Origin of the sequence: Mesorhizobium sp. J8 (genome assembly GCF_016591715.1) — a bacterium.
Taxonomy (GTDB): domain Bacteria; phylum Pseudomonadota; class Alphaproteobacteria; order Rhizobiales; family Rhizobiaceae; genus Mesorhizobium.
Genome location: NZ_AP024109.1, coordinates 1,760,090 through 1,785,685 on the forward strand (window position 1 = coordinate 1,760,090; position 25,596 = coordinate 1,785,685).

Below are 25,596 nucleotides of genomic sequence, written 5' to 3' on the forward strand. Positions count from 1 at the left end.
CATTGCGACCGACGCATTTCGCGCTTGCCGGCCTGACCTTGTTAGACGTCGGCCCACTTAGGGGCACCACTTCTTTGAGCTTTCTCACAGCCGAGCAGGAGCCGGCGAATATCTACCTAGTTATGGGGCCAAATGGTGGTGGTAAGACCACACTGCTGGAGGCCATTGCATCCGCCATGTCCATGCTTGGGAGCATCTCCCATCAGCGCTATGGCATGATCGCGCTCGATGAAGGGCAAGGTGGGGTTCAGCTTGATGCACTCGTCCACCTTGATGATGGACGAACCGGAGAAACGTTTATCGTCTCAATCGTGCTTGGCGCCCCCGGATTGCTGAAGAACTGGAAGGAACCGGATCTCCAAGCGGTGAATGCCTCCGCTCAGCTTGTCTTGCGCTATGGCATCAGGCCAGGTGCCAGCATAGTCGAGCGGATGGCGGATTCAACTCCGCAGGCAATCGCCTTCGCTGACGCGGTAATGGCTGAGGTGGGAGAGCCCACCAGAAGCCTATTCGGAAGTGGAGCAGCGTTTCCGACAGTGCTCTATTTCCCATCAGATCGCGGTATTGCTCGCAGCAACCATGACGGACGGGTGATCACACGACCGGACCAACTGAGCTACGCGCCGGTCCACACTTTCGGCGTCGACGGCACCACCTGGGCAAGCTCACTCGACAACCTTTTTGTCTGGTTTGCTTGGCTGGGTGACGGTCGAGAAGAGCTCTGTCGGGAGATCGTCAATCGGTACGTATTTCGCGACGGCAGCAAGGCCCTTCTAGAGGTCGATCGTGAGCGTCTGCGTGCGCCGGTTTCGATCGACGGGACGATCGAACATGGGCTCGATCAGCTGAGCAGTGGCGAGCGCCAGCTGGTGCAGCTGTTGGTGCGCATTGCCAGTCATATGACGGCAGCGACAATCGTTTTGATCGATGAGACTGAGCAACATCTTCATCTGGTGATGCGCCGGCGCCTGATCACTCTGATTAAGAACTGGGCGAAGGAGTATCCTGGGCTTAACTTCTATCTAACGTCGCATCAGACGGATTCTCTGCGCATCGTAGCGCCAAAGGTGCCTGAGGAAGGCTTGCGCAAATTTGGCTGTCTGGTAAGGCCTCGGTTCAAGGCGCCGAAGTGATGAGTAACGTTGCTTCCTTCGACGAGTTCGAAAATGATCTTCAAATCGACGCCCACAGCCGCGGCCTGCCACGAGTCATCTTAGAAGGACCGACGGACCTGTGGCTGTTTCGAGACGTTTGGTTTACCAACTACCTGGCGAAGTTCGAGTTCATGACCGCAAATCGGTTGATGGAGGCGGAAGGCTGCACCGCGGTACCATTGGCGGTGGAAAAAAGTTGGCACGAGAACATTCCGGCGTTCGGCATCCTGGATCGTGATGTCTATTTTCGCCGCAAGAAGTGGGATGCGCTCTACGAACGTGAAGAGACGAGATTTCGCGCGTTTGAGGCTGATGACAAGCTATTCGTGTCTGAGTTCTGGGAGATCGAGGCGCATCTCATTCTACCGGAGATGCTCCAGGGCTGGGTCATAGGCTGCAGTCGCGATCCTATCGAATTTGGGCATTTGGCCACCCAAGCGGTGGGCCGCAGTCTCGACGAGTGTGAGGTGCTGTTTGAGGCGGCGCCTTATCTGGCCGCCATGCATTTCGATGGGAAGGCCGCCAAGGAGACGTTTGGCGAGCTTCCTCTCGAACAGGTGCGCGAGATTTGTGCGAATAGGATCGAACGGTTAAGCGATCCGGCAAAGGAACAAGCAAGGTTAGTAGCCCAACTTGTGAACGCAGTCCGGGATGAGGCCCCAGACAATGCGGCGTTACGGTTACGCTATTATCTCAAATTCATCGACACCAAGCGCCTGCTCGACAGACTGCGGGCCGCGCTTCGCCTTCACCCAAGTCGAGATAACCACAACGTGCTAGCAGCGTTCATGCATCAAAAGGCCGAAGAACCGGCGGAGTTCGCGCGTCATTTAGAGCTGCTCGTCCGGCGTCTGGAGGCTATCTGACAAGTCGGTACGATCGTAGCCAAGCAAGAAGAACGAAAGTGCTCTCGCCTCGCGGTTGACGAACTCACACTGGGTTTTCACGAAACACAGGTGGCTGGCATTCTGGCATGTTCTCGCGGACGGCTGCTTACGGCACCGTCATGGAACGTACGAACTTCCACGCGGCCTCGCCAGGTAAGCGATTAAAACCTCCGAGCCGGGCGCGGTGATGCGACAGCTTTGCGGGATGTCGCCCGGTCAGCTTGACGGGCAACGAACGTATCGAAGTCACTCAGACTCGCTTTCCAGTCGTCCCAAAGCAGGTAGATACCCCGATTCCAATGTGCTGCAACGAGATGTTGCAGTTGGGCCTTATCGACTGCGTCTGGTACTGCGTGCTGAACGATAAGTGTGATCCAACACGCAAGATCAGTGCCAGTTCCAAATAGGTTCTCTCCCCTGATCGGCTTGCCAAAGCCGGTAAAGCTGGTTTCCAGCTTCGGGACTGGAGCGATCCCAAGCGAACGGCCAATTGCTAGTCTAGCCGGTCCATATCGGTGAGGGAGACCGAGTAATCGCTGGAACCGGCTGTTTAGTTCGTCGGCAGGCTTGCCGGTGCGGAACTCCGTGCGGACTAGCTCGATGAGACTCAAGCTCATGCCGAGGCTCCTTGCTGACGCGAAGCCGGGTGATGAGCGGAGCGCCCGCCCTCGTGAGTTAGCTGAATGACAGCTCCTAGCCTAGGCCGCAAAAGGTCCAGATATCGAGAAGACAGTTCAGCGGGCTGAGAAAGGAAAACGATTTGTCGCTCAAGGCTTGCGAAATAGCGCAAAACGCGCTCGCGGTGGTCATGATCAAGCCGTGCTAGCGGAGTGTCGAGGATGATTGGAAAAGGCGCACCAATGGTCGCAATCGCCGCCATAAGCGCGAATGCGAAAATCTGACTTTCACCGGCACTTGGGTCAAGCTCACGCAAATCTCGACCGACATCGTCGAGCATTGAAACTTTTCCATCCACGCCGATCCGAATCTCGGAAACTACGCCCTTATGTGCCATAGCGCGATATCCGCGGGTGATTTCAGCAGATAGCACATCAAGATTGAGGGGGAACAACCGCTCAATCAGGGTCGCAATTATGCGGCTGACCGCATCCGCACGGTCGGCGCGCAGCAACAACGGCGCATCGGCATCCAAGTTTGACCGGGTTTTCGCGAGTTCTCGATCTTTCGAGGCGAGTTCAGCGCAAACCGCATCGAGCGAGCGTGCGAGGGAGCGGGATTCTTCCTCGAGCGAACCAATCACAGCTTGGATCTCGCGAAGCCGATCCGCGAGCCGCTGCGATGCCTCATCTGTCCCGCGCTGATCGGCTATCTGACGATCGACTGCCGCTACCGCTGCATCCGCCCGCTCTGCTTCTTGGGCCATCTGGGCAATCGCTTCCGCACCGAGGGTTTCGATTGTGCGCAATCGCTCGTCGACCAGGTGTCGGTCAGCTTCGCCTAAGTGGGTATGGAGACGCTCAGAACCAGCGGTATCTTCATTTGACCAAACTTCAGACCAAATCGCACGCAATCGCTGCTCGAACATGGCCCATTGCGCCGGCTTCAGTCCGGCACGCTCGAGCTCGTGTCGCTGACCCAACCTCGCCACTATATCGCGATAGTGGCTGTCACTCACAGAACGGGTAAATTCCCGCTGCTCGACCGAAGCATCTCGGGCGATCTGCTCGCGAGCCGCTTGTCGCAGATCTGGCCCCGCCAGGGCAAGCGCCAGATCAAATGACAATGTTTGTCGCAGGCGATCTTGTAACGCATCTCGGACGCGCCCTCGCTGTTCGCGTTCTTCGAACAACCGTTTGAAACTTGCATAGCTATCACCGTGCAGCGAACCGATCCGTGCGACCGTTTCGTCCCGCTCGGCGCGAAGCGGGGTGAGCGCCTGTGCGATTGCATCTAGCTTGGTTGTATGGTCCCTTGATTGTTGATTGAGATCGGCTACCAGGCGGGTGAGCTCATCGAGTTGGTTTCCAGTACCGCCTTTTAACTGTCTGCGGCTGTCACGGGCGTACGATTTGAGGTCGTCGCTAAGTTTCCGAAGAATGGGGATGCCAAGCGCATATTGCAGAGCCAAGCGCACCTGTTGATCGAGGTCAACTCCTGCGAGGCGATCAAGATGTTCGCCATCAAAAAGGAAAAATGGCGCCAGACGAGCCGGTAACAACCTACGTGCTACAAGGTCGCGGACCTCGGATGCCAACTCATCGCCGTGGGGCAGCGGCACCAGATCTTCATTGGGGCCTTCCCAGATGCGAACTTCTTCATCTGCCCGACGATGACGGCCAGTGCTGGTAAAATACCAAATCCGCTGGATCGCAAAGCGCACGTCACCGTCATCATCAAAAGTCAGCTCGACAGAGGCATTGCTATCCCTACCGCGAACCCCTTGATATAGAGCCCGTTCAAGAAATGCGTCATATCCGACATCCGGACGCCCGCCACTCGATGCGCGGCCAACCAAGCCAACGCCCTCGCGGCCGTACAGGCAAAGGATGATAGCTTCTAGGAGGCTGGTCTTGCCGTACCCATTACTACCTTCGATTATCACGACGTTACGGTGAGCCGACGGCCGCTCGAGGTTTAAGTCTAGAGAGGGAAATGCCTTCCAGTTCCGCAGCTGGATATGCGTTAATCTCACTGTGATTCGTCCGGCCAATCGCTAAAAGCGGCATCGATCGCTTCGAAGATGCCACGGCGACGCAACATACCAGCGAACTCTTGTTCAATGACGATCAGTCTGTCGAGCAACGCCGGATCAATAGCTTCGGCGGAGCATGCCTCGCGCACGATCGCCTCGGCTCCTGGCGCTGTGAACAGCCCTACGTCTCGAATCATGCGTCCGCTGCCGATGGTTGGTTGGAAACTGCTCGGGTCGCGTCCTCTGCCCAGATTCTTTTGATTTCGATAATCTCCTGATCACTGATGAGCGGCTCTCCGACTTTCGCCTGCACCTCAAGCAACTCTGCAAGGATGAGACGTCGGGCTTCAAAGGTGAACGGGCCTGGAATGAGCGATCCGTCGGCGAGATGGGATGCGACACCCGATCTGCGCCGGGCCATGCGCATATCCGGGTCTGTGCGGAGCGACGCCAAGCGATCGCGAAAATCCATCAATGGCTCAAGATGAGCATTTCCAGATTCGACAAAACCTTCCATGCTGTGATCCTTAACCACTACCGTGCAGGTCCAGCAGCCGAAACGAGACGAAGAAGTACCGCAGGATGGGGCATCATCCTTGTCGAGCACAAGCGGGCACTCACCCCCCTGCGCGTTGCGATACAGAGTAACAAGCTGGCGATGAGTGCCACCCCATGGCGGGCGCCGCTGCAACAAGAGCTGCCAGACTTCATCGGTGGTGAAATCGACTATCGGACGAAATACCAGGCAACCAGATAGCGTGTTGTGAGCGTTCAGGCGCTCGCCGTTTGAGTAGCGAGCGACGCTCATGGCCCTGGTGGCGGATTCTTGTCGCCGCACCCCCAGCAGCAAAATGGCCTGACCATTTTCGTCCACCACAGAGCGGATGTATTCCGAAGTTGGTTGGATCTTCATTCGGTCGGTACACCAACGGAACGATCTGGTCGGGGACGGATACCCGCGCCCTATTAGGTTCACCCAGAACGTCTGGTCCTGCTTGGGCGTTGTTTTTCTGACTGTCAGAGGAAGGCGCAGGCCCGGGATGACGCTACGCATGCGGTCGAGAATGGCGCTGAGATGGTTGGCGATCAGTGGGGCCTCGACGAGAGTATCATTGGCAACGATGTGAACAGGGCGGCTCCGTTCGCTCGGCGGCAGTTCCAGCAGCATCTCAAACACCAGCTGCGCGACAAGGGTACTGTCCTTGCCGCCCGAAAAGCCGATGATCCACGGATAGTTATGCTCTGCTCGATACTCGTCGAGAATGTCACGACGGGCCGCCTCGAGCTTGTCGCTGAGGCTGTCTTCGATGGTGGCCATCATTGTAACCACTACAGATCCTCCATTGCTGTGTGGCGAACGGAACAGAGTCGTTGCACTGCAGCGATCAATATTTCTGCCGCCTTATCAATCTCCGCGGGCGTCGTCGAGCGCCCAAATCCGATCCGCACTGCGCCTTCGATACGGTCCTGGTCGTTTGTCAGCGCTGAGATCACATGAGAGGGCTCAATTGATCGTGTCGTGCAGGCCGAACCCGAGGACAATGCCAGCCTCTCGCCTACTGTCATCAGCAGGGCTTCGGCATCGACGTCGCGAAAGCTAAGGTTCAGATTTCCGGGCCAACGTCGTTCAAGCTCCCCATTGACCACGAAACCGAGCCTGGCATCACCAAGCAAAGTAAGGAGGCGATCGCGAAGGCTTCGCAGCCGGCTGCGTTCGCTTTCCATTTCTTGGCGCGCGAGCCGGGCGGCCGCGCCGAATGCGACGCACAATGCGGTGGGCACTGTGCCCGCGCGCAGCCCCCCCTCCTGGCCGCCGCCGTCGACTAACGGCGTGAATTGATGCCGGAGCGACCGGCGGATAAATGCTGCGCCAATACCCTGCGGCCCGTAGAGCTTGTGCGCAGATAAGCTGAGCAAGTCGATATTCATTCTAGCTACGTTGAGCGGTATTTTGCCACCGGCTTGCGCCGCATCAGTGTGGAAGAGCGCACCATGCTGACGGCACAGACGGCCAATGCCTTCAATCGGTTGTTCGACACCGATTTCGTTGTTGACTGCCATGATTGATACTAGCCCAACATCCGGGCCAAGCGATCGCTCGATGCTCGCGAGGTCGAGAATGCCCGACGACGGAACTCCAAGAACGGTAACGGAAAAGCCATCGCGTTGAAGACGCTGGGCAACCTCGATAACCGCCTTGTGCTCGGTGGCACAGGTCACAATCCGCGGCCGTCCCGCCGCAGCCATGAGCGCGGCAGCTCCCTTCAGCAGCAAGTTGTTCGCTTCAGTTGCGCCAGAGGTGAAGATCATTTCGCGCGGGTCTGCGCCGATAAGCGCCGCAACCTCACTTCTGGCCGCAGCAATCGCATTGGCGGCGCTCCGCCCGAATGCGTGATTGGTGGCGTGGGGGTTTCCCCACCGCTCGCTGAAATACGGCAGCATCTCCACGAGAACACGTGGGTCGACCGGTGTGGTCGCTTGAAAATCAAGGTAGATAGGCGCTTCGCTTTGCATCGCTACATCCTAGCACGCTGGCCCGCGCTGGCGCGCGCTTTCTGGCCACCGTCAGAATCTTTCTGTGGGCAGCGTTGATCCGGGGCATTAGCCGGACTCGGGTCATAATTTATCGAAGACCGAACCCATGCGGGGGCTGAAAAGGCGGTCGTAAGTCCTTAGAAGGAAGCTGTCTGTCATTCCAGACACGTGGTCGCAGATCACCCTTATGGGGTCGGCACTCGCACGGTAAAGATCAAGCGTGTCTTTAGGCAGGAAAGCTTCCGGTTCGGACTGAAGAACCTCGAAGACCGAGACCACCATTCGCTGGCCTTTGAATTCCAGGTGTTGCACGGCAGGGCTGAGGATTACCACGTTGTATACGACCTTTTTCAGTGCTTCGAGAAATTTCATTGCCGCCGCTGCCATGGCCGCACGGTAGCGGACCATCGGCTCCTCGAGTCCGTCGACCGTGTCGATAAGGCAATTTGCTATGAAATATCCGACGATTCGACTGATTGCATGTTTTCGGTTTCTACCATCTCCGAAAAGCATATCGACGAACCCGCCATAGACGTCGTTTGCAAATTCGGTTGGATACGTTCGCTTCAGTCGATCGAGATGAGATGCGCAAGCTTCTTCCGGCACGTATTGTCGGAACTCGTTCTCGCTCACCAGTTTGAGAGCCAGAGCATCCTCGAGATCGTGAACCCCAAACGCGATGTCGTCGGCCAAATCCATAATGCTGCAGTCAAATGACTTGTGAAGGGGTTGACCGTGCTTGCCTGCAACCTGTTGTACCGACGTAAATAGCTCACGGTCAGTTTCTGTGAGTGGCTCCAAGATCCACTCCACCGCGTCCTGCTCACCGTCCATATAGCACTTTGGGGGTTTTGACCGCTTGCGATCGATTAGTGTGATCGTCGAGGTTCCGGGACGAACGTCCGGGGCAAGTTGCGGATTGGCGGTTCGGCTGAATGGTGCTGGATACTTCAGCGCACCGAGCAAAGTGCGACGCGTCAGGTCCGCTCCGTGTGTTTTTGAGAATTTTTCCAGCTTGGTAAGTATCCGCAGGGTCTGTCCATTGCCTTCAAAGCCACCCTGCATTCGCATGCAATAATTAAGTGCGACTTCGCCGCCGTGGCCAAACGGTGGATGTCCGAGATCGTGAGTGAAACCAACTGCCTGAATCATGGCCAGGTCAGGAAGGTATCTCGTGGCCGCATGACCATCATTGTCGTGTCGCAGCTGCCTAGTGATGCTCGCGGCGAGTTGTGCGACCTCGAGCGAATGCGTCAGCCGTGTCCGATAGAAATCGCTGTCACCAAGGTTAAGGATCTGGGTTTTGCCCTGAAGTCTCCGGAACGATCCTGAATGCACGACGCGTGCATAATCTGCGTCGGCCTCGCTGCGGGCATCCCCGTCATGCAATTTCCATCCGCTGCGACGTTCATTCCACACCATAAGCGCTCGCTATTTACCCCATGAGACCTCGAAGGCCAACAAAAAGCCTTGCCAGCTGCCGCAACTGCTCAGCCGCAACTTTTGGCTTTAGCCCCCGACTGGATTCCATATCAGATAGTGGTCACCAAACCTTAACGGAGCCGCCGTGCAGTTCCGAGTGAAAGTCTATGACATGCAGAGATACGCCTGCCGCGCATCTGCGCCGTTCGCGATTTGAGCACTCGGTCCGTCCATCGCACTCAGTGGTATGTAGGATGGATACCATTTCCCACCGCGCAGAGCGACATTCGCAAGCTTGTTCAGAACAGCGGAGCCAGCCCATGACGCCCACCAAGCTGCTGATCGGGCAGATCGCTGTGGTGTTTGCAATCGTCATCCTAGGCGTCTGGGCGGCAACACAATGGTGCGCCCATATGCTTGGCCATCAGCCTCCACTCGGCGGCCCCTGGTTTGCGGTGGCTGACTGGCGGATCTACAAGCCGTGGAAACTATTCGAATGGTGGTTCCATTTCGACGCCTATGCGCCTGAGGTCTTTGACAAGGCGGGCGCACTCGCCGGCGCCACCGGGTTCATGGGCTGTGCCGCTGCTATTGCAGGCTCGCTTTGGCGCGCCCGGCAGCGCGGTTTGGTCACCACCTATGGCTCCTCGCGATGGGCAGCGGCCCGGGAGATGGACAAGGCAGGGTTATTTCGGCCTGCCGGCGTTTTCCTCGGCAAGCTCAAGGACCGCTATCTGCGCCATGACGGGCCGGAACACGTCATGGCCTTCGCCCCGACACGTTCGGGTAAGGGCGTTGGGCTGGTCGTTCCGACGCTTCTTTCCTGGACTGGCTCGGCTGTCATTCACGACATCAAAGGCGAAAACTGGCAACTGACCGCCGGTTGGCGGTCGAAGTTCTCGTATTGCCTTTTGTTCAATCCAACCGATCCGAGGTCGGCGCAGTACAACCCGCTACTGGAGGTACGCAAAGGCTCGAATGAGGTCCGCGATGTCCAAAACATCGCCGACGTCCTCGTCGACCCGGAAGGTGCGTTGGAGCGGCGCAATCATTGGGAGAAGACCAGCCACTCACTCCTGGTTGGTGCCATCCTGCACGTGCTCTATGCCGAAGAGGAAAAGACGCTCGCCCGCGTCGCCACCTTCCTGTCGGACCCGCAACGCTCATTTGCCGCGACGCTGCAGCGGATGATGACCACCAACCATCTCGGCTCTGCGGAAAAGCCTCTGGTACATCCGGTCGTGGCCTCGGCGGCGCGCGAGGTCCTCAACAAATCTGAGAACGAGCGTTCAGGCGTTCTCTCGACGGCGATGTCGTTTCTCGGACTGTATCGGGATCCAACCGTGGCCGCGGCAACATCAGAGTGCGATTGGCGCATCGCCGACCTCATGGATGCTGAACGGCCGGTGTCGCTCTATCTGGTGGTGCCGCCATCGGACATTTCTCGGACCAAGCCGCTGGTGCGCCTGGTCCTCAACCAGATCGGCAGGCGGCTGACAGAACGGCTCGAGGGCGACCCGAAGAAGAGCCGAAAGCATCAACTGCTCATGATGCTGGACGAGTTCCCCGCACTTGGAAGGCTCGACTTCTTTGAAACAGCGCTAGCCTTCATGGCGGGGTACGGCATCCGGGCATATCTCATCGCGCAGTCCTTGAACCAGATCTCCAAAGCCTATGGAGAAAACAACGCCATCCTCGACAACTGCCATGTGCGCATTGCCTTTTCCTCCAACGATGACCGTACAGCCAAACGCATTTCGGACGCCCTCGGCACCGCGACGGAACTGAGGTCCATGCGCAACTATGCGGGCCATCGCCTGGCCCCTTGGCTTTCGCACGTCATGGTGAGCCGCCAGGAAACTGCCCGACCGCTGTTGACGCCGGGCGAGGTGATGCAGCTACCAAGCTCCGCCGAACTGGTGTTGGTTTCGGGGTTGCCGCCGATCCGCGCTCAAAAGCTTCGCTACTACGAGGACCAGAATTTCACCGAGCGGGTGCTGTCTGCGCCGGTGCTGCGCGACGGTCCCTACGCGGACTGTCCTGCGCCACGCGCCGATGACTGGGGCGGACAGGTGCGGGGGTTGGATCGTCGGCTTGCCGCCGAGGACGAGACTGCTGGCGCCCCACTCGAAGACGAGGGCGGCGTCCAGCAGCAACGTCATCCAGGCCTGCTCGAAGAACACACGGTGGAGGCTAAAGAGGCGGACCAGGACGAACTCTTCAAGTCCGCCGACGATGACAGTGAGGCGCCAGCTGACAAGCGAGTCATGGATCGGATTTCGACTGCGGCCCGCGCCTATGGCATCAACGAAGGAAGGGGCGACGACAAGCACATCGTGCCCGGCTTCTGAATGAACTCTGCCGCTCCAGCGTATCAAGGCGTAGATAACGCCCATAAACGATTTCGGTAATCTCGACGATGTTCGTTCCCGCCGCCGGCGCATCAGCGCGGGTAACACGGAACGCGCCGCATGAAGCTTCACCGAATTCGTCACCAGTTTCTGCTTGAGCCTGCGTTGAGCGAGAAGCTGGATAGACTCAGCCGCAATCCCTCGACCACCAAATCGGCGATCGTGGCGAAAGCGGTCGAGGCCTTCATCGAGCTACGTGGCGAGAACGAGCTCGACCAGCGCTATGGCAAGCGACTCGACCATCTTTCACGCGACCTCGATCATGTCAGGCGCGATGTCGAAATGATCCTGGAGAGCTTGGCGCTCTTCATCCGCTTTTCCATCACCCTTCATGCGCACACGCCTGTGCCCGATAAGGCAACGCAGGCGGTTGCGCAGGAGCGCTTCGACAAGTTCGTCGAACAAGTCGGTCGGCAGATCGCGTCCGGCAAACGCTCGTTTCGCAACGACGACCGCAAGGGAGGGGAAGGATGAGTTCCCATCCGGAGGCCGACCTTCGCCGCCGCGCCATGCTGCGCACGGCCATGGGGCCGGCGATCACCGAGGCACTTGCCGATCCATTAGTTATCGAGGTGATGGTCAATCCCGACGGGGCGCTGCGACTCGACCGGTTAGGCGAAGGCCGGGTCGAAACCGGTGTGCATATGCATCCTTCCGAGGCGGAGCGGATCATCCGCCTGGTCGCTTCCCATGTGCGCGCCGAGGCGCATGCGGACAATCCGATTGTCAGTGCTGAGCTGCCGTCGGGCGAGCGCTTCGAAGGCCTGCTCCCGCCTGTTGTGCTGGCGCCATGCCTTGCCATCCGCAAGCCGGCCGCAAAACTCTACACCCTGGCCAACTATGTCGCCGACCGCTTCATGCTGCCGCCGCAGGCCGATGCGCTGAAAAAGGCGGTCCGCGAGCGGCGCAACATCCTGGTTGCAGGCGGCACTTCGTCGGGGAAGACAACGCTTGCCAATGCGCTCCTTGCGGAAGTCGCCGAATGCGACGAGCGGGTGATTCTGATTGAGGACACGCGCGAACTGCAATGCTCCGCGAAGGACTGCGTTGCCTTGAGGACGAGGCGGGGTTCGGTCACGCTTGCCGATCTCGTTCGCTCGACACTGAGGCTCCGGCCCGATCGCATCATCGTGGGCGAAGTGAGGGGCGCGGAAGCCCTCGACATGCTGAAGGCATGGAACACAGGGCATCCCGGCGGCATCGCAACGGTCCACGCCAATTCGGCGCGCTCGGCTCTTTATCGCATTGAGCAGCTTGCCCAGGAAGCCGTCGTCACCGTTCCCCGCCGGCTCATCGCCGATTCCGTCGACCTGATCGTGTTCATCGCCGGTCGCGGATCATCGCGCCGGATCGAAACGATAGCCGAGGTCAACGGCCTCGATGGCAGCGGCGATTACGCCGTCACCCAACTCACGCTTCCGCAACTCCAGCAGCTTTGAAAGGTCTCCTTAATGCGCAAGAAGCTTCGCTTTCTTTCGTCCACCTCGTATGCGTTTCTGCTTACGGCCCCGGCCTACGCGGCCGGTTCAGGCATGCCGTGGGAACAGCCGCTGCAGCAGATACTGGAGTCGGTGCAGGGGCCGGTCGCCAAGATCGTTGCCGTGATCATCATCATCACCACTGGCCTTACCCTTGCCTTCGGCGACACCGCCGGCGGTTTCCGCCGATTGATCCAGATCGTCTTCGGCCTATCAATCGCCTTCGCGGCATCAAGCTTCTTCCTTTCCTTCTTCTCCTTCGGTGGCGGGGCACTCGTCGGATGAGCAGCGGAGAGCAGCATATCGAAGGCTTCGAGGTTCTGGTCCATCGGGCGCTCGCCGAACCGATCCTGCTCGGCGGCGCGCCCCGAGCCGTAGCGATCCTCAATGGGACGGTGGCCGCGGCCGTCGGCCTTGGCTTGCAGCAATGGATTGCCGGACTGGTGCTCTGGATAGCCGGACAGACGCTCGCGGTCTTAGCCGCGAGGCGCGATCCGGATTTTGCCAGCGTGCTTGTCCGTCATCTTCGTCACAAGGGTTGGCTTGCATGCTGAAGCTTTCCGAATACCGCGGCAAGGCCGACCGACTTGCCGATCATTTGCCATGGGCCGCATTGGTCGCGCCCGGAATTGTGCTCAATAAGGACGGCAGCTTCCAGCGGACGTTGCGGTTCCGTGGGCCCGATCTCGAAAGCGCGACGGAAGCCGAACTCATTGGCATCTGCGCGCGGGCGAACAATGCGCTGAGACGGCTCGGCTCCGGTTGGGCTTTGTTCTTCGAGGCCGAACGGAGCGAGGCGTTAGGATACCCTTATTCGCGTTTCCCCGATGCCGCGTCATGGCTGATTGACGAGGAACGGCGCGCGGCTTTCGAGGGCAAGGTCGCGCATTTCGAAAGCCTCTATCACTTGACCTTGGTATTCCTGCCGCCGCCGGATAGACAGGCGCGGGCGGAAAGCGCGCTCGTCGACTCCCATAATTCGGGAAGTACAAGAGACTGGCGCGCGGAACTGGCGTGGTTTCGTGATGAGACTGATCGCGTTCTAGATCTGCTGTCGGGCTTCATGCCCGAGGTGCGCGCGCTCGATGATGCTGAGACGCTGACTTACCTGCACGGCACGATCTCGACCCGTCGTCATCCGGTCGCCGTGCCAGAAACACCAATGTATCTCGACGCTGTCTTGGTCGATACGCCGCTCACAGGCGGCTTCGAGCCGATGCTGGGCGAACAGCATCTGCGAACCCTCACTATCCTCGGCTTTCCGAACGTCACGCGACCCGCGATCCTCGACACGCTTAATCACCAGGATTTCGCCTATCGCTGGGTGACACGCTTCATCCCGCTCGACAAGACGGAAGCCACAAAGACGCTGACGCGGTTGCGCAGGCAATGGTTTGCCAAGCGCAAATCGATTGTTGCCATCCTGCGCGAGGTCGTGAGCAACGAACCGGTGCCTCTCGTCGACAGCGATGCCGATAACAAGGCGCTCGATGCCGACGCAGCACTGCAGGCATTGGGCGGCGATCATGTCGGCTTTGGCTATCTCACCACGACGGTGACGGTGTGGGATCAGAGCCGTGAAGCCGCCGCGGAAAAAATTCGCGCCGTGGAGCGGATCGTTAATGGCCTGGGTTTCACCACGATCCGTGAGAGCATCAATGCGGTCGAGGCGTGGCTCGGCTCGCTGCCTGGGCAAGTCTATGCCAACGTGCGTCAGCCGCTCGTTCACACGTTGAACCTTGTCCACCTGATGCCGCTGTCGTCCGTGTGGGCCGGTCCAGCGGACAACGAGCATCTTGCCGAGGTCACCAGTGATCACGCGCCGCCGCTTCTTTTCGCCGAGACCAGCGGCTCTACTCCATTCCGGCTTTCCACTCATATCGGAGATGTCGGTCACATGCTGGTCGTCGGCCCGACTGGCGCCGGCAAGTCGGTTCTGCTTGCTCTGATCGCTTTGCAGTTCCGGCGTTATGCCGGCGCTCAGGTCTACATCTTCGACAAGGGCAATTCGGCTCGTGCGGCAACGCTTGCCATGGGCGGCGAACACCATGCGCTCGGCGCGGACGGCGCGCTTGCCTTCCAGCCGCTGCGCAACATCGACGATCAGGCAACCCGCAGCTGGGCGGCTGAATGGATCATCGGCCTCATTGCCCATGAGAACGTCACCGTCACCCCGGAGGTGAAGGAGGCGATCTGGTCCGCGCTCACCAGCCTTGCCACCGCGCCGGCGCAGGAACGCACGCTGACCGGCCTGTCGGTCCTGCTTCAGTCCAATGCGCTGAAGTCCGCCTTGATGCCCTATACGCTCGACGGCCCCTTCGGCCGGCTGCTCGATGCCGATGACGATCGGCTGGCCATCTCGGATGTGCAGTGCTTCGAGACCGAGGAGCTGATGCACAACCAGGGCGCCGTACTGCCGGTGCTCACCTATTTGTTCCATCGTCTCGAGGAGAGGTTCGACGGGCGGCCGACGCTGCTCATGCTAGATGAAGCCTGGGTCTATCTCGACAACCCGCTCTTTGCAGCCCGCATCCGCGAATGGTTGAAGGTGCTGCGCAAGAAGAACGTGTCGGTCATCTTCGCCACCCAGTCGCTTGCCGACATCGCTGGTTCTTCTATTGCGCCCGCGATCATCGAGAGCTGCCCCCAGCGCATTTTTCTTCCCAATGATCGTGCGGTCGAACCACAGGCGCGGCCCGCCTATGAGCGCTTCGGTTTGAACGAGCGGCAGATCGAATTGATCGCCCGCGCCACCCCGAAGCGGCACTACTATCTGCAGTCGCGCCGCGGCAACCGGCTCTTCGAGCTGGGCATGGGTCTCATCACCATCGCTCTTTGCGGCGCGTCCGATCCGACCTCGCAGACCCTCATCAACACCGTCCTGTCCGAAGACGGGCAGGGCAGTTTTGTCACCCGCTTCCTCAAAGCGCGCGGCCTCGCCTGGGCTGCCGAGCTTCTCCAGCAATTCCCTCAACCAGACACGGAGTAATCGTCATGATGGGACGCCGCTTTTTCACCAGCCTGATCACCATTTCCCTGATGGCCAAACCGATGGCCGACTACATCCAACCGGCCCATGCCCTTATCGTGTTCGACCCGTCTAACTACATACAGAATGTGCTGTCGGCGGCACGCGCATTGGAGCAAATCAACAACCAGATCCAATCGCTGCAGAACCAGGCGACTATGCTGCAGAACATGGCGCGCAATCTTCAGCGTCTGGATTTCTCGTCCGTCGGCCAGCTTACCGGCTCGCTCCAACGGATCGACGGTCTGATGAGGCAAGCGAGCGGCCTGAGCTTTGATCTCGACAAGCTCCAGGACCAGTGGCGCCAGCAATATCCGGAAAGCTACGACGCCACCATCAAGGTCAGCGATGTGGCGAGCGCCGCGCGCGAGCGCTGGCAGAGTGCCATGCAAGCATTTCGCCAGACCATGAGCGCTCAGTCGCAGATCGTTGAGAACGTTCGCGCCGACGGCGACCTGCTTACCGATCTTGTTAATCGCAGCCAGGGTGCGGCCGGTGCGCTTGAGGCAAGCCAGGCCACCAACCAGCTGATCGCGCTGTCGACCAAGCAGCAGTTGCAGATCCAGACGCTACTTGCGACGCAGTTCCGGGCCGAGGCCGAGGATGCGGCGCGCAAGGCGCAGTCCGAGGAAGCCGCCCGCGAGATGACCAAACGCTTCCTCGGCAGCGGCACCGCCTATCGCGGCAACTGATCAGCAGTTCTTCACGACAACGAGGAAGGCGGCAACATGAATGACCTGGGCGTCATCGATCGCTTCATGGAGACTTTTACCCGCTACATCGACAGCGGGTTCGGTCTGCTTTCGGGCGACGTCGCCTTTCTCACCACCATTCTGATCGGCATCGACATCACGCTTGCCGGCCTGGTCTGGGCGTTCGGTGGCGAGCCCAACATCCTTGGCCGGCTTCTCCGCAAGGTGCTCTATGTCGGCGCCTTCGCCTTCATCCTGAACAATTTCAAGAACCTCGCCGACATTATCTATCGATCCTTTGCCGGTCTCGGCATCAACGCTTCGGCCGGCAATCTGTCCGCCGACGCTCTCCTGCGCCCCGGCCGTATAGCCGCGACCGGTTTCGAGGGTGCCTGGCCGCTGCTCGATCAGGCGAGCCAGCTTCTGGGTTTCCCCGAAATCTTCGGCAATGCGCTCACCATTTTCGTGTTGCTTCTCGCCTGGTTCCTGGTCCTGATCGCGTTCTTCATTCTTTCTATCCAGCTCTTCATTACGATCCTGGAGTTCAAGCTCACAACGCTGGCCGGCTTCGTCCTGGTGCCCTTCGCGCTGTGGAACCGTTCGGCGTTTCTGGCCGAGCGTGTGCTCGGCAATGTCATCTCGTCGGGCATCAAAGTTATGGTGCTTGCCGTCATCATCGGCATTGGTTCGACGCTTTTCGGCGAGTTTGCTTCTGCATTGCAGGGCAAGGAGCCGGACCTGGCCGCTGCCATGTCGCAGGTGCTGGGCGCGCTGGCGCTGCTTGGACTCGGTATTTTTGGGCCGGGGATCGCTTCGGGTCTTGTTTCCGGCGCGCCGCAGCTTGGCGCAGGTGCGGCGCTCGGGACTGCCGCGGCGGCCGCCGGTTCCGCGCTCGTCGCCGGAGGTGCTGCGTTTGCCGGCGCGCGCATGGCGACAGGCGGCAGTCTCGCCGCCGTCCGTGCCGGCACAGCCATGGGATCGGCTGCCTCCACGGCTTGGCAGTTGGGGCGTGCAACTTCGTCCGAGTCAGGCCCCTCCGGCGTAGCTGCCGGCCTGCAAGGCGTTGCCGGTGCCGCCGGCGGCGCGGCGATGCAGAGAATGCGATCCGCTGCGGAAAGCGTCCGGCGCAGCGCCGATGCCGGTCGCGATGCTGCTTGGGCCGCAACCGGCGGCACGCCGACCAGCTCGATGTCTGGAAGCCCTGCCACTGGGGTCCCCGCCGCCGCGCCGGCCTGGGCAAGGCGTCTGCGTTCCGAACAGACCGCGCGTGCCCACCGCCATGCCGCCACGCAGGCCGTGCGCGACGGAGATCGCGGCGGAAGCGGCGCCAATCCCTCTCTCAATGACAAGGAAGACTAGATGCTCTTCAAGCGACCCGTTCAGCGTTATGGAAAAACGCCCGAGCCCCTAACACCTTACCAAAAGGCCGGCCAGATCTGGGACGAGCGCATCGGCACGGCGCGCGTCCAGGCGAGGAGCTGGCGCCTGATGGCGTTTGGCTGTCTGGCTCTGGCGACCGGGCTCTCCGGCGGCATCTTGTGGCAGTCGATGCAGGGTCGCGTTGTCCCTTACGTCGTCGAGGTCGACCGCTTTGGCGAGACGCGCGCCGTCGCGCCGGCGATCCAAAACTACCAACCCGACGATGCGCAGATCGCTTGGCATCTCGGGCGTTTCATCCAGAATGTCCGCTCTATCTCCACCGATCCAGTTCTGGTGCGGCAGAATTGGCTGTCGGCCTACGACTTTGCCACCGACCGCGCTGCCCTGTTCCTGAACGAATACGCCAAGGCGAACGACCCGTTCGCTCAGATCGGCACGCGCAGCGTGTCGGTGCAGGTGACCAGCGTCGTCAGGGCTTCGGACAACTCGTTCCAGGTCAAATGGACCGAACAGGTCTTCGAGCGCGGCAGCCTCGCCACCTCGACGCGATGGACCGGGATTCTCACCATCGTGCTCCGCCCGCCAACGAACACCGATCAACTACTCAAGAATCCGCTCGGCGTCTTCATCAACGCCATCGACTGGTCGCGTGAACTCGACAGCGCCGCACCCACATCCGTTTTCCCAAAGGAGCCCGCCAATGACAAATAGAACCCAATCGCTCCGTGCCGTGCTGGTCCTGACTATGTCGGCCGCGGTTCTTTCCGCCTGCGCTTCGAAGCCGGTGCCGCCGCCGCAGATTTTCTATGACGCGGCTGACTTCAAAGCGGCGGCGATCGAGAAGGCGCCGGATAAGCCGGTCAAGGTCGTCGAGGTGCCAAAGCCCCTGCCGCTGCCCGGCCAGTTGCAGCCTGCGCCCGGCAAGGCCGTCGAAGATAAGAGCTCCCCTGAAGATCGGGTCGCTGATGCCAATAGAGCGGCGACGCAGCAGCCCACCAAGTTTGGCTACGTCAACGCGGTGCAGGTCTACCCCTTTGCCGATGGCGCGCTCTACCAGCTTTATGCCGCGCCGGAACGCGTCAGCGATATCGCCCTGCAGCCAGGCGAGAAGCTGACTTCGGTGTCGGCCGGCGACACCGTGCGCTGGGTGATTGGCGATACGACCAGCGGCTCTGGTGACGATCAGCGCATCCATGTGCTGGTAAAACCCTTCGCGTCGTGGCTTACCACCAATCTGGTGATCACGACGGATCGGCGAAGCTACCATCTGCAGCTTCAAAGCACGGAGAAGACCGCGATGGCGGCGATCTCCTGGACCTACAGCGAGGATCAGATCATCGCGCTGCTGCGCCGCAACGCTCAGGCCGAGGCGGTGACGCCGGTGGCATCGAACGTAGCCCTCGAAAACATTCGCTTCCGCTATTCGATCAGCGGCGACACACCGCCCTGGAGGCCGACGCGCGCCTTCGACGACGGCAGCAAGGTCTATATCGAATTCCCGCGTCGTATCGATCAGGGCGAGGCGCCCCCGCTCTTCATCATCGGTGCCGACGGCGACAACCAGCTCGTCAACTACCGCATGCACGCCAACTACTACATCGTCGACCGCCTATTCGCCGCCGCCGAGCTCCGCCTCGGCGCCAAGCAGCAGCAAGTGGTGCGCATCACCAGGAGCGATGGCCGGCAACCGCCGCGGCGGGTTTCGCTGTTTTCGCGGTTCAGCAGGTGAGGGGAGGCTCATGATCGACACCTCTCATCCTAATACTTCGCCGAAACTTGATCCTGAGCAGCTGCAACTGCGGGCCTCGCCCCGTCGCGCTGTGCGCTTTAGGCGCGGCATAATCGTCGCGATCGCGGCTGTTGGCTCCGGCATCATTCTCGGTGTCACCATGATGGCGCTGCAAGGACCGGCGCTGCGTCTGAAGCAGCAGGCCGAAGAGCTTTACAACTCCGACCGCAAGCCAATGGCCGAGGGGCTCGAGGCGCTGCCCAAAGACTATTCCGGGATCAAACCGAAGATCCCTGTCCTTGGGCCGCCGCTGCCCGGCGATCTTGGCCGTCCGATCCTCGAGCACCAGCGACAGCTTGGCATCGCGCCCGGCCAGGAGGTATCCGCCGAAGAGCAGCGGCTTGCCCAGCAGGCGATTGAGGCGCGCGAGTCGCAAGTCCTATTCCGGATCGAAAACCGGCTCGGGGAAACAGCTGCTACCGACAATGGGCAAGAAGCGCGTCCGCCATTCGATGGAACGCCGCCGCAATCCGATGCCGCACGCGCGCCGGCGTCCGTAGCGCCGGCCGAAGGCGATCAGAACAACCAACAGCGCAAACTCGACTTTGTCAGCCAGCGAAGGACAAGCGGGATCTACAATCCACATGCGCTACAAACGCCAGCTTCGCCTTATCAGCTGATGGCCGGCAGCCTGATCGCCGCAAGTCTTATCACCGGCATAAATTCCGACTTGCCGGGTCTGGTTGTCGCCCAGGTCACAGAGAATGTGCATGACACGGTAACCGGGAGCATCTTGCTCATCCCACAGGGCTCTCGTCTGATTGGCACCTATGACAGCGTTGTGGCCTTCGGACAAAGGCGCGCACTACTGGTCTGGCAACGCATTGTCATGCCCGACGGTTCGTCAATCGAAATCGACAATCTGCCCGCGACGGACACTGCCAGTTATGCAGGTCTTGAGGACAAGGTGGATTTCCACACCTGGCAGTTGATCAAGGGCGTCGCGCTGGCCACGTTGCTGGGCGTCGGCACCGAGCTGAGCTTCGGGGAAAACGAAACCGATCTGGTCAAGGCTATCCGGGAATCCACTCAGCAGAACGTCAGCCGAGCCGGCCAACGCATGACAGAGAAGAACTTGAATATTCAGCCCACCATCACCATCCGTCCCGGCTGGCCGCTTCGCGTGATCGTGCACAAGGATATCATGCTGCGGCCGTATCAGGGCTGAATCGGAGTAGCGTCATGGCAAACCTGAAATTAGGGAAGCTTCCCGACCGGACGCCTTCCAAGATTACAATCACTGTCAACGCAGAGCTAAGCCAAGCGCTCCAGGACTACGCGGCGCTTTACCGTGAAACTTATGGCGAGACGGAAACAGTGGCTGAGCTCATCCCATTCATGCTGATGGAATTCCTGGAGAGCGACCGGACGTTTGCGAAGGCCAGGAAAGGAGGTTGGAAGAGCGAAACGCCCACCGCGGGTCTAAGTAAGTCGTGACCATGAGACGAATAACGTGGATCAAACGCGCCTCGGAAATTAACCGGCCAGGAGACCAATTTCCGTGTCGCCGGCGGGCGGCAATGGTCAGCATCATTCCCGATGCGAACTCCACCGGCGTCAGCCGGTACGATGCCACCGCCCGACAAGATCATGTGGACATGCGGACGGTGCGTCGTGTCTGACCTTTCGGGATACGCGCCGATTGAGCCGCTGCTCGATATTACTGGCGCCCATCCCGCGCAGTGGGTTTGTTCTTCGGCCCCAAAGCGGCAGCTTACCGAACAACCAAGGCGCGTGATCGCAGACGAGAGGGATACTGTGATCGTCCCTTGCCCTCCAGCGATCCGAACTGCTCAGCGCCCGCGCAACGCCGTTGCGCAAATAGCTCCATCCCGATAAGGCCGCCTATTCACAACTTGTTAGGCAACAACTAACGAATCCCCTAGGTTTGTCGTCTGCTTGTCATGGCTTCACCTTCTCAGGAGTTGGGGCCTCCCATGAACCAGCGCGTTAGACAGAATGGATCCCTTATTTACTGTCGCTTGCAGGGAGACGATTAAGCAGTGCGAACAGTGAAAGTTCGGTACGCGGATCAAATTCGAAATTCGTCACGGGATGAATTTCCCACGCGGACCCTGGTTTCAGTTCCTCGGGTCCGACCGGCCCAGTGCCGGAACTAAGATCCACGGGATGATCGCTGTCGTAAAATGCTGACCCCGTTACTCTTACTAGGACGGGCGTTACAAAAAACAGATATCTCCCCGATCCGGGTACTTCATTATGCCCAGAATAAAGTGGCCACTGCTGCTCGAAATACGCACGGGTGACCTTAAGTTTTTGCTCACTTTGGCCCAGTCGCGGGACGCCGCTGATTTCGACGGTTAGACGGCATTCCGGCTTAATGCACCCGCTATCCTGAAGGATGAAATGGTAATCGTTGTCATCCTCCTTCTTCGCTGCGACGAGATATGCAGCGACCGTTACATTCCGGTTTTCAGCGTCCACCCGAACTTGATCGCATTTCTTGGAGATCAATCCGGCCTGCATCTCAGCGTCGGTTGGATGCGAAGCCTGATATGACTTAACTGTAAGATTGTCCTCTTCAATTGGCGCCTCCGCGATGCGCGTCTTGGCAACCTCCCTACTCGTTCCGTGAAAGGTTTCGCCGTCGTTGTCGCGTGGCACCGGCGTGCATGCAGCAGGCAGAACCGCTTCAAGACCAAATGCACCATTTTCCTCTTCGTCCGCCCAATCGCTACGCACTATAGTTGTAACGGTCCGGCCATTGGGAGCCACATGTTCTTGCCGGTCTGACCCAGCCTCAGCGTCAAGTTGAAGAGCGTCTAACACTTTCGGCGCTGTTGTGATCTTCAGCACTTCGCGCCCGGCGCAAAAAACAACTGCAGGAGTGCTCGTGATCATTACGCCGAGAATTATGAGAATCCAGGCCGAACGAATGGATCTCACGCTCTCCTCCTGAATGCCACGCGGTGCCCTTGCTTCATGTTTGCGGCCGCGAAACTAACTGTTGAGCAGCCGATATGCAGATCGGCTTTGACGCGCGCAAAGTGAACTACAGAGCCTTTATCTCGAATATCACGATCGGACGGCCCGGGGCTCGTACCCGGCAACCTCAGAGCACATCGCAATCAACCGCGAGAAGTTGAGGTATGTCTGGGCCATCGTATATTGTGAGGGAAGCGTCGTTGCTGTCCCATTTGATGTGGGTTTCCTCTTTATAATAACCACCAACTCCTACTACAAACGGACCTATGAAAAATCCTGCGGCACCACGAGTCTGTTCATAGAAATAATGATAGTCACTCTGTTGAAACCTCACTGTCACTCTAGGCTTATAGGCCACTATGTATCGAGCGGCCCGGAAGTTAAGGACGCCGTCAGGTCCAAAAATACCGGTCGTTTTGGAAAGCCTTTCCATCTGAGAGCCTGATGCAAATGGTCCTTGCCGATAATTTTTCAAGGCTATTGGATTAAACCAGTCTCCAGGCGAGAATTCGAACATCGCTACTTGGGCATCGAACCCAAGGAAATATGCCTCATGAGTGGTGTCAATGTGTATTGTGATGCGTTGGCCACCCGCTATAATGCCAAAGAATCCAAATCCAATTCCAACAGCGCCAGCAATCTCCGTTTTGCTATAGTCGTACGTATCTGATTTAGCTGTAATCTCAAAAGTTGTATTTGCCAGTTTGTTGGCCTTCGCATCCCGCAGCCAATCTGGAAAACTGGCATTTATCTCATATGGGTATATTTCTTTCATCTGATCAGGCAAGGCATCCGACGCTTTCGGCGTCTTGATCCTTTTCTTTGCGAAGGCGTTAAACCTCAATAGAATATCTTTAATTAACGTTTCTTGGCCAGCATAAGCCTTCTGAAGCCAATAATAGGCCTGAGCGTAACTGGTATTTATTACTCCTGTGTCAGCGTCCAACGCCGCATTGGCGTACTTGGCGTACCACTCATCCATGGTGAGCCATTTGCTGGGATTATTTGGAAAGTGCCTTTTCTGCCAAGCGTCGTAGACGTCCCAGCGGTTTGAATACCTTTGCAGCAATTTGAAGTGCGCCTGCTGGGCCGAATCTGCCGCTTCTAGCGCATCTCGCGCCTTTTTGGCTGCACCTTCGTCAACGACGGGCGCCGCTATATCTCGTATAAAGGCCGAATACGAATCGGCAAAGCTCGCGGCCGACGGTCGGCGGGAGACGCCAATTAGCGGCATATCGTTTCCAGCTGCATACAAGTAGTAGTCGGAATAATCTGGATCATCCCACCGGACGGGCTCCGGGATCGTCACTAGTTGAAGGTTCGCCCATTTTTCACTTCCTGTGAATTTTGCCCGTATGGCTTCGGCGTAAACCTGCCAGGATCGATCGATTAGCTCGCCAGAGCCTGGCAAATCCAGCAATGGAGATATCGATAGGGAGCGTTGTTGTTCAACATCGGCGTTTAAGATCGCTTGCAAGCGAGCGTTTTGCAGATCGATGCTGTCTTTAAACGCCTTCACAGTTTGATCATCAGCTGACGAAGTTTGCGCGTCACTTACATGAGACAAAAAGGGCAGTGCGGCAGCGCCACCTGCGAGGCCCAATACCTGTCTACGCGGAAGTTTCATCGTTAAGTCCTCGCTGGTGCGTTAAAGTTGTTGCAGTTCCGTGGCCAATTGACCGAGGTCACCGTAGGAGATCGCCAAGAAAAATGCATTCCCAATACATGCTGTCGACCCATGCGTCGGGTCTTGCCACCCGTTCCCAAGTCCATTGGAAACGGTTGCCGGAGGGGCGTTCCGGTGCGGGGCACGTCGAGAGTACGGCCGCTCTCACGCCGGCTGTTGCTCCGACGTTCAAATACTGGAAAAAGGGATTATCGTTGGTTCTAGCGGTTAGAATGGCCGCAGCCTGGTTTACTTTGCTAGGATCAACCCCAAGTTTTCTCGCTAAAAGAATGTCCACTCCAACGAGATGTTGTGGATACCCCGGGTCGTTTACCGCTGCCGCTCCCAATAGAAAATCACCAAGAGGTCGCAAAATATCGGTAGGAAGCCCCAATTCTCGCATCGTTCGTCGGCAAAGAGAGCCATCGACGCCTATTGTCTGTGCTACCGCCTCAAGCCGAACACAGTCGGCCGGGCGAAGTGTGCAGCGCTTGTCGACGTCGTCAGAGCAGAAACGGAGCCAGCCATACTGGAAGCACTTGCCTCCGATTTTGGTGAGGCAGGGGCGATGCGATTCGATCCAACTAAGCCAGTGCGAAAATCTCACTTTGTCACCGGTGCGAAGGACGTATAGAAGCACGCCCAATGATTGATCCGGGGAAAACGATACGTCGTACCGTGTAGCCTCCATGCCGATGCGACGAGGTGAACGCCACCAACGCCCATCTGCACTTTGTGAAAGAGCAACGGCATCGCACCCTGCAGCTTCGCCCGCCGAGCACAGCAATCCGTTAAACAACGTCATGTCGCCGTCGTCGCAATCTTGTGGATGTCCCTTAACTTCCTTAGAAGGGAAAAGAATAGAGGAGCCCGCACACAAGAATGCGTTATTACGCCAGAATGTATCACGGGTAGCTAAGTCGTCTGCGAAGGTGGACGAAGAGCTAATTAAGCTTGAAGAAACAAGCGCCGCGCCACACAACATTAATGTTATGGCGGCGGAAAGGGTAAGACCAGGAAATCGCATTGCCATAGCAATCCCCATTCCACCAGTGGAACGTGAGGGGGCGCAAATTTTAGCTCCGAGAAATATATCATTAATACTATCTCGTGAGTCAAGCGTGAATCTGGCTTGGACCCCAAGACTTGGGGGGCGAGGAGCTTTGGCCATTGGCGATGAAATGACGATTCGGACATTGGTGGCCCCGGAGTCCAAGGCGGGGCGAACTCTGTCTGATCGCGGCCCTAAGGTCATTGTGGAAGCTGGAAACCTGAGACTTCAGTGTCCGTGACGGGTATCACTGCGCTACTTGAGGCGCACGGCCCTTGGGTATCCGGAATGGGCTGGACCAGGCGACAAAGCTCCGTCCTGATACTACGTCAGATTAGCTTTTAGGAAACTCAGCCTCGCCCTCTTAGACGGATCCAATGTTTATGTTTGACGCGGGCTGTGGAAGCACCTCGTTGTCTGCCCTGCCGTGAGCGAGCAACCTCGGGTGAGTCCCACCTGCCCTGGTAGTTAGCAACCGCGTCTGCATCGAGCTTTCCGATGGGC

Annotated in this window: 22 protein-coding genes; 14 read left to right on the top strand and 8 right to left on the bottom strand. The window is 58.7% G+C overall.

Annotation, left to right across the window (positions count from 1 at the left end; all coding sequences use genetic code 11):
- Positions 1-74 precede the first annotated feature (74 nt).
- Complete coding sequence (locus MJ8_RS07990; protein WP_201413873.1) at positions 75-1,133, top strand: AAA family ATPase; 1,059 nt, start codon at positions 75-77, stop codon at positions 1,131-1,133.
- A complete protein-coding gene (locus MJ8_RS07995) occupies positions 1,133-2,020 on the top strand; it encodes a hypothetical protein (RefSeq protein ID WP_201413874.1) in 888 nt (295 codons plus the stop codon). The genes MJ8_RS07990 and MJ8_RS07995 overlap by 1 nt, the downstream gene beginning before the upstream one ends.
- Before the next feature lie 634 nt (positions 2,021-2,654).
- Here the strand turns inward: MJ8_RS07995 and MJ8_RS08000 are convergent.
- The 5 genes from MJ8_RS08000 to MJ8_RS08020 all read right to left on the bottom strand — a co-directional run bounded on the left by MJ8_RS08000 (position 2,655) and on the right by MJ8_RS08020 (position 8,651).
- Complete coding sequence (locus tag MJ8_RS08000) at positions 2,655-4,694, bottom strand: AAA family ATPase (RefSeq protein ID WP_201413875.1); 2,040 nt, start codon at positions 4,692-4,694, stop codon at positions 2,655-2,657.
- Complete coding sequence (locus MJ8_RS08005; protein ID WP_201413876.1) at positions 4,691-4,891, bottom strand: hypothetical protein; 201 nt, start codon at positions 4,889-4,891, stop codon at positions 4,691-4,693. The genes MJ8_RS08000 and MJ8_RS08005 overlap by 4 nt, the downstream gene beginning before the upstream one ends.
- Entirely contained in the window at positions 4,888-6,012 is a 1,125-nt protein-coding gene (gene dndC / locus MJ8_RS08010) for a DNA phosphorothioation system sulfurtransferase DndC (RefSeq protein WP_201415355.1), read from the bottom strand. The genes MJ8_RS08005 and dndC overlap by 4 nt, the downstream gene beginning before the upstream one ends.
- Before the next feature lie 11 nt (positions 6,013-6,023).
- Positions 6,024-7,208, bottom strand: coding sequence for a cysteine desulfurase family protein (locus MJ8_RS08015; protein ID WP_201413877.1), 1,185 nt, complete (start codon positions 7,206-7,208; stop codon positions 6,024-6,026).
- Between the two features lie 102 nt (positions 7,209-7,310).
- Positions 7,311-8,651, bottom strand: coding sequence for an anti-phage deoxyguanosine triphosphatase (locus MJ8_RS08020; protein ID WP_201413878.1), 1,341 nt, complete (start codon positions 8,649-8,651; stop codon positions 7,311-7,313).
- Between the two features lie 320 nt (positions 8,652-8,971).
- Between MJ8_RS08020 and MJ8_RS08025 the strand changes: the two genes are divergently transcribed.
- The 12 genes from MJ8_RS08025 to MJ8_RS08080 all read left to right on the top strand — a co-directional run bounded on the left by MJ8_RS08025 (position 8,972) and on the right by MJ8_RS08080 (position 20,866).
- Entirely contained in the window at positions 8,972-11,002 is a 2,031-nt protein-coding gene (locus MJ8_RS08025) for a conjugal transfer protein TraG (RefSeq protein ID WP_201413879.1), read from the top strand.
- A gap of 120 nt (positions 11,003-11,122) precedes the next feature.
- Complete coding sequence (locus MJ8_RS08030) at positions 11,123-11,536, top strand: CopG family transcriptional regulator (RefSeq protein ID WP_201413880.1); 414 nt, start codon at positions 11,123-11,125, stop codon at positions 11,534-11,536.
- Entirely contained in the window at positions 11,533-12,501 is a 969-nt protein-coding gene (trbB, locus tag MJ8_RS08035; RefSeq protein WP_201413881.1) for a P-type conjugative transfer ATPase TrbB, read from the top strand. The genes MJ8_RS08030 and trbB overlap by 4 nt, the downstream gene beginning before the upstream one ends.
- A 12-nt stretch (positions 12,502-12,513) precedes the next feature.
- A complete protein-coding gene (locus tag MJ8_RS08040) occupies positions 12,514-12,825 on the top strand; it encodes a TrbC/VirB2 family protein (protein WP_201413882.1) in 312 nt (103 codons plus the stop codon).
- Positions 12,822-13,094, top strand: coding sequence for a VirB3 family type IV secretion system protein (locus tag MJ8_RS08045; RefSeq protein WP_201413883.1), 273 nt, complete (start codon positions 12,822-12,824; stop codon positions 13,092-13,094). The genes MJ8_RS08040 and MJ8_RS08045 overlap by 4 nt, the downstream gene beginning before the upstream one ends.
- Positions 13,088-15,529: a conjugal transfer protein TrbE gene (trbE, locus tag MJ8_RS08050; RefSeq protein WP_201413884.1), complete on the top strand. Its 2,442-nt coding sequence runs from the start codon at positions 13,088-13,090 to the stop codon at positions 15,527-15,529. The genes MJ8_RS08045 and trbE overlap by 7 nt, the downstream gene beginning before the upstream one ends.
- Positions 15,530-15,534: 5 nt before the next feature.
- Positions 15,535-16,260 (top strand): P-type conjugative transfer protein TrbJ, encoded by a 726-nt coding sequence (gene trbJ / locus MJ8_RS08055; protein WP_201413885.1) that lies wholly within the window; start codon positions 15,535-15,537, stop codon positions 16,258-16,260.
- Between the two features lie 36 nt (positions 16,261-16,296).
- On the top strand, positions 16,297-17,619 hold the full coding sequence (gene trbL / locus MJ8_RS08060; RefSeq protein WP_201413886.1) for a P-type conjugative transfer protein TrbL: 1,323 nt from the start codon (positions 16,297-16,299) through the stop codon (positions 17,617-17,619).
- Entirely contained in the window at positions 17,620-18,351 is a 732-nt protein-coding gene (gene trbF / locus MJ8_RS08065) for a conjugal transfer protein TrbF (protein ID WP_201413887.1), read from the top strand.
- Entirely contained in the window at positions 18,341-19,369 is a 1,029-nt protein-coding gene (gene trbG, locus MJ8_RS08070; RefSeq protein ID WP_201413888.1) for a P-type conjugative transfer protein TrbG, read from the top strand. Before trbF ends, trbG begins: the two co-directional genes overlap by 11 nt.
- Before the next feature lie 10 nt (positions 19,370-19,379).
- Positions 19,380-20,597, top strand: a complete 1,218-nt coding sequence (locus MJ8_RS08075) for a TrbI/VirB10 family protein (RefSeq protein WP_201413889.1) — start codon at positions 19,380-19,382, stop codon at positions 20,595-20,597.
- Positions 20,598-20,611: 14 nt separating this feature from the next.
- Positions 20,612-20,866 carry a DUF2274 domain-containing protein gene (locus tag MJ8_RS08080; RefSeq protein WP_201413890.1) on the top strand — a complete coding sequence of 85 codons (255 nt, stop codon included), beginning with the start codon at positions 20,612-20,614 and terminating at the stop codon, positions 20,864-20,866.
- Positions 20,867-21,397: 531 nt separating this feature from the next.
- Here the strand turns inward: MJ8_RS08080 and MJ8_RS08085 are convergent.
- From MJ8_RS08085 to MJ8_RS08095, 3 genes are all read right to left on the bottom strand, one after another.
- Entirely contained in the window at positions 21,398-22,336 is a 939-nt protein-coding gene (locus tag MJ8_RS08085; RefSeq protein ID WP_201413891.1) for a hypothetical protein, read from the bottom strand.
- A gap of 166 nt (positions 22,337-22,502) precedes the next feature.
- Positions 22,503-24,002 (bottom strand): hypothetical protein, encoded by a 1,500-nt coding sequence (locus MJ8_RS08090; RefSeq protein ID WP_201413892.1) that lies wholly within the window; start codon positions 24,000-24,002, stop codon positions 22,503-22,505.
- Between the two features lie 58 nt (positions 24,003-24,060).
- Complete coding sequence (locus MJ8_RS08095; protein ID WP_201413893.1) at positions 24,061-25,074, bottom strand: hypothetical protein; 1,014 nt, start codon at positions 25,072-25,074, stop codon at positions 24,061-24,063.
- Positions 25,075-25,596: the final 522 nt, after the last annotated feature.